The 7,126-nt window shown below is 69.4% G+C and carries 6 protein-coding genes and 2 pseudogenes; 6 read left to right on the top strand and 2 right to left on the bottom strand.

Features of this window, described 5'->3' with window-relative positions; translation table 11 throughout:
- The first annotated feature begins 210 nt into the window (after positions 1 to 210).
- Both ACFY9I_RS21050 and ACFY9I_RS21045 read left to right on the top strand, forming a co-directional pair.
- Positions 211 to 564 carry a VOC family protein gene (locus ACFY9I_RS21050; RefSeq protein ID WP_391003685.1) on the top strand — a complete coding sequence of 118 codons (354 nt, stop codon included), beginning with the start codon at positions 211 to 213 and terminating at the stop codon, positions 562 to 564.
- Between the two features lie 106 nt (positions 565 to 670).
- The gene (locus ACFY9I_RS21045) at positions 671 to 1,072 is read left to right on the top strand and encodes a MarR family transcriptional regulator (protein ID WP_391003683.1); all 402 of its coding nucleotides are present in this window, start codon (positions 671 to 673) and stop codon (positions 1,070 to 1,072) included.
- Between the two features lie 107 nt (positions 1,073 to 1,179).
- On the opposite strand, the gene ACFY9I_RS21040 is transcribed toward ACFY9I_RS21045, so the two are convergent.
- Positions 1,180 to 1,602 carry an SseB family protein gene (locus tag ACFY9I_RS21040; RefSeq protein WP_391003681.1) on the bottom strand — a complete coding sequence of 141 codons (423 nt, stop codon included), beginning with the start codon at positions 1,600 to 1,602 and terminating at the stop codon, positions 1,180 to 1,182.
- Between the two features lie 288 nt (positions 1,603 to 1,890).
- Between ACFY9I_RS21040 and ACFY9I_RS21035 the strand changes: the two genes are divergently transcribed.
- From ACFY9I_RS21035 to ACFY9I_RS21020, 4 genes and pseudogenes are all read left to right on the top strand, one after another.
- Positions 1,891 to 3,156 carry an alpha-L-fucosidase gene (locus ACFY9I_RS21035; RefSeq protein ID WP_391003679.1) on the top strand — a complete coding sequence of 422 codons (1,266 nt, stop codon included), beginning with the start codon at positions 1,891 to 1,893 and terminating at the stop codon, positions 3,154 to 3,156.
- A 339-nt stretch (positions 3,157 to 3,495) separates the two neighbouring features.
- Positions 3,496 to 4,941, top strand: a complete 1,446-nt coding sequence (locus ACFY9I_RS21030) for a glyceraldehyde-3-phosphate dehydrogenase (protein ID WP_391003677.1) — start codon at positions 3,496 to 3,498, stop codon at positions 4,939 to 4,941.
- 86 nt (positions 4,942 to 5,027) lie between these two features.
- Positions 5,028 to 5,220 (top strand): annotated as a pseudogene (locus ACFY9I_RS21025) (AraC family transcriptional regulator); the annotation flags it as partial.
- 217 nt (positions 5,221 to 5,437) lie between these two features.
- A pseudogene (locus ACFY9I_RS21020) lies at positions 5,438 to 5,670 on the top strand (BRCT domain-containing protein); the annotation flags it as partial.
- Between the two features lie 51 nt (positions 5,671 to 5,721).
- Here the strand turns inward: ACFY9I_RS21020 and ACFY9I_RS21015 are convergent.
- Positions 5,722 to 6,951 carry a SpoIIE family protein phosphatase gene (locus ACFY9I_RS21015; RefSeq protein WP_391003675.1) on the bottom strand — a complete coding sequence of 410 codons (1,230 nt, stop codon included), beginning with the start codon at positions 6,949 to 6,951 and terminating at the stop codon, positions 5,722 to 5,724.
- Positions 6,952 to 7,126 lie beyond the last annotated feature (175 nt).

Below are 7,126 nucleotides of genomic sequence, written 5' to 3'. Positions count from 1 at the left end.
GGCTCCAGCCGGGCCCACTGGCCGTTCGTCAGATCACCACGTCCCACAGGACGTGATCATCAACGAACAAGATCCACTTTCGCAACAGGCCCTAGCCCCACGGTCGTTCGTCGGCGACCGGTCAGGATCGGAGAAGCCGACCGGGGCTCCGGCGCTCTAGCGTGGACGGCAGATCCCAACGACCGGAAAAGAACCGCGGAGGAGTACGCCATGACCGCCGGACTGAAGACCGTCATCTACCCCGTCAAGGACCTCGCTCAGGCGAAGGCCCTGTTCAGCGCCCTGCTGGAGGTCGAGCCGTACGCGGACTCGCCGTACTACGTCGGATTCAAGGACGCGGGACAGGACGTGGGCCTGGACCCCAACGGCCACGCGAAGGGGATGACGGGGCCGGTGCCGTACTGGCACGTCGCCGACATCCGATCGGCCCTCGCGGGACTGCTCGGGGCCGGTGCCGAGACGCTCGAGGACGTCCACGACGTGGGCGGCGGCCGGCTGATCGCCTCGGTGAAGGACACCGACGGGAACCTGATCGGGCTGCTGCAGGACACCGGCGCGGAGTAGCCGGCGCCTGCGAGGTGCGGAGACCGGGCGCGGACGGGATCCCGATGGATGCACCTGCACTAGTTGCAGGATCAAGCAAGGCCCGTTCCTCTGTTACCGTGCCCATATGGCAGCGAACACGGCCGGTGCCCGGCTCGAGGACCAGTGGCGGGACATCCTCTCCGTGCACGCCCGCACCATGTGCGAGATCGATCGCGTGCTGCATCCGCACGGCCTGGGTGCCAGCGATTTCGAGGTGCTCGACATCCTCGCCTCGGGCATGGCCGCGGCCACGGCGGCCGGGGACCTGTGCCGGGTGCAGAACATCGCGGATAAGGTCCACCTCAGCCAGAGCGCGCTGTCCCGGCTGATCGGACGTCTGGAGAAGGACGGCCTGGTGGAGCGGTCTGTCTGCACGGAGGACCGGCGCGGGGTGTGGGTCACCCTCACCGACAAGGGCCGTGACCTGCACACCGAGGTGCTGCCACTGCAGCGCGACGTCCTGGCGCGGATGTTGCGACAGGACTGATACCCCCGCCCGCCCCTCGCCGCGCACCGCCGGCGGGACGGGGACAGGCACGGTGGGGGCCTTCCGTCCGGTGCTCGGTCACCGCGCGACCGCCTCTTCCGTGCGGGTCAGATGCCGTGCCCGCCCAGCAGGGTGCCCACGTCGTGCGCGTCGAGGGTCAGGCCGTGCGGTGAGCCGGCGTCGATGGTGAGGGAGAGGTCGGCGTCGGTCGGCCACTGGGAGGCGAGGGCTCCCAGGGGCACCAGGCGGTAGCGCGACACGAAGGGCAGCAGCTCGGCCATCGCCGGTTCCGAGGTGAAGACCGGCACGACCTGTTCGCCGCCCGGCTGCTCCAGGACGGGCAGCGCCACGGCCGTCGGATCGCTCACGGCCGCTTCGTCGGCGTCGTCCGGCACGGGGACCAGGACGTCGCTCTCCGCCAGCGTGTCGAATGCCTCCGCATTGCGGGTGTCGAGGGCGAGCGCGGTCAGCGCCTGCTGGGCCGGCGAGGCGGCCTGGGGCGCGTTGTGGTCATTGGAGGGTATGTCCATGGAAGTTCCCAGGTAGTGGTGGAAAGCCGCCCGGGACAACGCGGCGTCTGGTGGAGCCGGCGTGAAGTCTCCGTCCCGGGCGCGACGCCCCTCGCGTACCCGACGGGGGCGTGGCCATTCCTGTGCCCGCCCGATGCTTCTGTCGCGTGAGGGGCACGAGGGGGATCTGGGTTCGGTGCGGGGCCGCACGAAGGGATCGCACAGCCCCCTCGCCGTGTGGTGAGAACGGACCAGTAGTGGTGACCGGCGCCCACGCGCCCGCCCCTCCTCGGTACCTAGCGTGAACGCATGACGATGCGACCCTGGTTTCCCGACGCCAAGCTGGGCGTCTTCATCCATTACGGTGTCTACGCCGTGGACGGATGGGCCGAGTCCTGGTCCTTCTACACCGGTGAGGTCACGCACGAGCGGTACATGGAACAGCTCGACCGCTTCACCGCGTCGCGTTACGACCCGAAGGCCTGGGCCGAGCTCTTCGCCCGGGTCGGCGCCAAGTACGCGGTCCTGACCACCAAGCACCACGACGGCATCGCCCTGTGGAACACCGACCACCGCAACCTCGACGTCGTGCGGGACACCCCCGCGGGCCGTGACCTCGTCACCGGCTTCGTCGACGCGCTGCGCGACCGGGACCTGAAGGTGGGCCTGTACTACTCGCACTCGGACTGGAACCACCCGGACTACGCGTCGGAGCGGCACCCCGGGCCGCACATCGTCCCGGCGAACGGCTACTCGCACGCCGAGCAGGGCGCGCAGGACCCGCAGGCCTGGGCGCGCTACCTCACCTACCGCGACGGCCAGGTCCGGGAACTCGTGGAACGTTTCCGCCCCGACCTCCTCTGGTTCGACGGCGAGTGGGAGCGCACCGAGGAGCAGTGGCGGATGGGGGAGCTGGCCGAGCTGATCCTCGCCGGCAATCCGGAGACCGTCCTCAACGCCCGCATGCTCGGCCACGGCGACTACGCCACCCCGGAACAGGGCGTCCCGCTGATCGCGCCCGAGGGCCCGTGGGAGCTGTGTCTGACGATCAACGGCTCGTGGAGCCACCGGCCCACCGATCACGACCACAAGTCGGTGCGTCAGCTCGTCCGTTACTTCACCGAGACGATCGCCATGGGCGGCAACCTTCTGCTCGGCGTCGGCCCGCGGGAGGACGGAACGATCCCCGAGGAGCAGGTGGAACGGCTGGAAGCCCTCGGCGCCTGGATCGCCAGACACTCCGAGGCCGTGTACGGGACGGTCGCCGGGCTGCCGGCCGGGCACCACTACGGACCGAGCACGCTCCGCGCCGACCGGCGCACGCTGTATCTGATGTGCCTCGACGTACCGCGCGAGACCGTGTCGATCCGGGGCCTGCGTAACGCGGTACGCCGGGTGACCGTCCTCGGCACGGGAACCGAACTGGGCCACCACATCACCGGCGGCCTCGGCCACGTCCCCGGGGTGACGTGGATCGACGCGCCCGGGGAGGCCGATCTCGATCCGTACGCGACCGTCCTGGCAGTCGAGTTGGACGGGGAGCTGGACCTCTACCGCGGTGCGGGGAGGGACTGATCGGCGCGGCCCGTGATGTGTGACCGTTGGGGCGGAAACCAAGGCGTTCGTCCTTCGGCCGGACGTCCGCGTCCCTGTACCAGCCGTCGAACCGCAGCTCGATATGTGACCGTCGGCCGCCGTCCGTCCGCCGCAGGTCCAGCGACTGCTCGCGTCCAGCCTCCATCGGAGTTCAGCCTGCCGAACATCAAGCAGGATGCTGAACCGATATGAGCATGGCACGCACAGCGCGGTGCGACTGCGGGCTCAAGGGGTGAGTGTGATCCGCCACCCCTCCGTGCACCACGTCCGAGCGGGGTGGTTAGCATATGAGCGCCGCCTAGCTCGAAAGATAAATCTGTGACTCTCAACGAGGATTCGTTCACCAACTGGAAGAACCGCGAGGAGATCGCGGAGTCGATGATCCCGATCATCGGGAAGCTGCACCGCGAGCGGGACGTGACGGTCCTGCTGCACAGCCGCTCCTTGGTGAACAAGTCGGTGGTCAGCATCCTGAAGACCCACAGGTTCGCCCGCCAGATCGCCGGTGTGGAGCTCTCGGTCACCGACACCCTGCCGTTCCTGAAGGCTCTGACCACACTCGACCTCGGCCCCTCCCAGATCGACATCGGCCTGCTCGCCGAGGCCCACCGGGCCGACGACCGAGGGCTGTCGATCGAGGAGTTCACGGCCGAAGCCGTCGCCGGCGCCACGGGCGCCAACAAGATCGAGGGCGGAGAGGGCCGTGACGTCGTCCTCTACGGCTTCGGCCGCATCGGCCGCCTCGTGGCCCGCCTGCTGATCGAGAAGGCGGGCTCCGGCAACGGTCTGCGGCTGCGCGCCATCGTCGTGCGCGGCGGAGGCGACCAGGACATCGTCAAGCGTGCCTCGCTGCTGCGCCGGGACTCCATCCACGGCCAGTTCCAGGGCACGATCACCGTCGACGAGGCGACCAGCACGATCAACGCCAACGGCAACGAGATCAAGGTGATCTACGCCGGTGACCCCTCCGAGGTCGACTACACGGCGTACGGCATCAAGAACGCCATCCTCATCGACAACACCGGCAAGTGGCGTGACCGCGAGGGCCTGTCCAAGCACCTGCGCCCGGGGATCGACAAGGTCGTCCTCACCGCGCCGGGCAAGGGCGACGTCCCGAACATCGTGCACGGCGTCAACCACGACACGATCAAGCCGGACGAGCAGATCCTGTCCTGCGCGTCCTGCACCACCAACGCGATCGTGCCGCCGCTGAAGGCGATGGACGACGAGTTCGGCGTGCTGCGCGGCCACGTGGAGACGGTCCACTCGTTCACCAACGACCAGAACCTGCTGGACAATTACCACAAGTCCGACCGCCGGGGCCGCTCCGCGCCGCTCAACATGGTCATCACCGAGACGGGTGCCGCCTCGGCCGTCGCCAAGGCGCTCCCCGACCTCAAGGCGCCGATCACCGGCAGCTCGATCCGTGTCCCCGTCCCGGACGTCTCGATCGCGATCCTCAGCCTGCGCCTCGGCCGTGAGACCGACCGCGAGGAGGTCCTCGACTACCTCCGGGACGTCTCGCTGACCTCGCCGCTCAAGCGCCAGATCGACTTCACCAACGCGCCCGACTCGGTCTCCAGCGACTTCATCGGCTCCCGTCACGCGTCGATCGTCGACGCCGGTGCCACCAAGGTCGACGGCGACAACGCGATCCTCTACCTCTGGTACGACAACGAGTTCGGCTACTCCTGCCAGGTCATCCGGGTCGTCCAGCACGTCTCCGGGGTGGAGTACCCGACGTACCCGGCTCCGGCGGTCTGACCCACCGGGCCGTACGCCGTCACTCTTGGGCCGGGCGAGCGATCCGCTCGCCCGGGCCCTTGTCGCGACCGCGGTGCGACGGCGTCATGAGCCGAGCTCGCGAAGAGTCCGACCGCCGTCTGCTGCGGGCCCGGGACGCCATGGACCGCGCCCGCGCAGCCCCTGGACGCACCCGCGCCGACTCGGATCGCCCATGTGTCCGAGGCACACTGCGCGCGCTGGTTCCTTGCCACGCGCGGCGAGACACCGCACCGCTACCTGCGACGCCGCCGGGTCGAGCATCAGTACGCACGACCGCCGCAAGACCTACGAGACGCTGCCGGCCGAGGGCGTCGAGTCGAGGCCGACCAGGACGGCCGCGAGCCGGGAGATGTCGGACTCCGGGTCGCTGTGGCTCTCGTCCGAGGTAGCGCTCGTAACGCACGACGCCGTCGATCACGACGAGCAGCGCCCCGGTGTCGGTGTCCTCCAGGAACTGCTCGGTCGACCGCGATTCGCCGTGGTGGTCACGGGTGCCATGACCGGCGTTCTGGAGAAGCTGAGCCGGAATCAGATGAACGAACTCATCGAACGTGCCGGCGGACTCGCCTCCTCCAGCGTCTCCAAGAAGACCTCCCTGGTCGTCGCCGGAGAGAACGCCGGGTCCAGCGCGCCAAGGCCGAGTCCCTCGGTGTACGCCTGACGGACCCCGACGAGTTCGCCGCGCTGGTGGCAGACGTCCGCAACTGAGCCGACGGGGGTGTCCGCCGGGAGCGATGGCGTGCGACGGTCCTCCAAGGCTCAGAGCCGGACGATGACCAGGGCGGTGTCGTCGGTGGCGAGTCCGGAGGGGAGCAGGTCGAGGAGGAGGGCGTCTGCGAGGAGTTCGGGGGCCGACCGGCGGTGGCGGGTGAGGGCGTCGGCGAGACGGACGATGCTGTGGTCGATGTCCTCGTCACGCCGTTCGATCAGACCGTCCGTGTAGAGGACCAGGGTGTCGCCCTCGGTGAAGCCGAGGGTGGCCTCGGGCCGGGGGGTGTGTTCCGGGCGGGCTCCGAGCGGCGGATCGGTGGCCTGGTCGAGCAGGACGACCCTGCCGTCACGGCTCAGCAGAGCGGGCGGCAGATGGCCGGCACTGCTGTAGGTGATCGTGTGGGTGTCCCAGTCGACGCAGGTCTGGACGGCGGTGGTGTTCTCGGCGCCGTCGACGGACCGGGAGTAAAGACCGAGGGCGTCGAGCGCCTGGGCGGGCCCGTCCGCGACCAGACACGCGGCGCTGAGCGCGCTGCGCAGCTTGCCCATGACGCTGGCAGCGGGCAGTCCATGACCGACCACGTCACCGACGGCGACACCGATGCGGTCGACACCGGGCAGGTCGACGAGGTCGTACCAGTCGCCGCACACGTTCAGCGCGTCGGTCGCCGGCTGGTAGCGCACGGCCGCTCGGTGGTGGCCGATCGGATTGGGTGCGGGCAGCATCGCCTTCTGCAGGGCGAGCGCGATCTCGCGCTCATGGGCGTGTGCCTCGCGCAGCCGTTCGTTGACCTCCTGCAGCTCACGGGCCCGGGTGTACAGCTCGGCCTCCATCACGCGGGCCCGGTCGGCGGGCGCGCGGTCACGGGCGCGGATCAGTTCGGTGACTTCCTCCACCCTGTGGATCAGCAGGACGACGTTCCCCTCGGGACCGACGATCGGCGCGTTCACCGGGCTCCAGTACCGCTCCTCCCATTCCCCGGGCCGCTGCACGGACTCCACGTCGTACCGCTGCAGCGCCATCGCGTCCCGCTCACCGGTGTCCACGACGCGGGTGAGGGAGGCCGCCAGGTTCCGCATCCCGCTCGCAGAGGGGTCTGAGGGGTTGTCGGGGAACACGTCGAAGAGATAGCGGCCGACCACCTGCTCGCGATTGCGGCCCGACATCGTCAGAAACTCCTCGTTGGCGTCCGCGAACACCAGCTCGGGTGTCAGGAGCGCCACCATGCCCGGCAGCGCCTTGAACACCGCCGCGTAGTCGATCGCCGCATCCGCCATGGTCGCCGCCTCAGCGTCCGTCGCCTTCCTGTGATCTCCACCTTAGGAGCCGGAAGCCGTCGCGGCGCGGTCCTGTCCCCAGGAAACAGGCAGGTCACGCACGGTTGCGGGCTGGGCAACCGAGGGTTGCGATCATCCTCGGGTGCCGCATGTCGGTCAGGGGAACGGGGCCGGA

The sequence above is a fragment of the Streptomyces sp. NPDC012510 genome (genome assembly GCF_042955065.1).
Taxonomy (GTDB): Bacteria; Actinomycetota; Actinomycetes; order Streptomycetales; family Streptomycetaceae; genus Streptomyces.
Note: the sequence above shows the minus strand (reverse complement) of the source record. Positions and strands in the feature narration are given on the sequence as shown.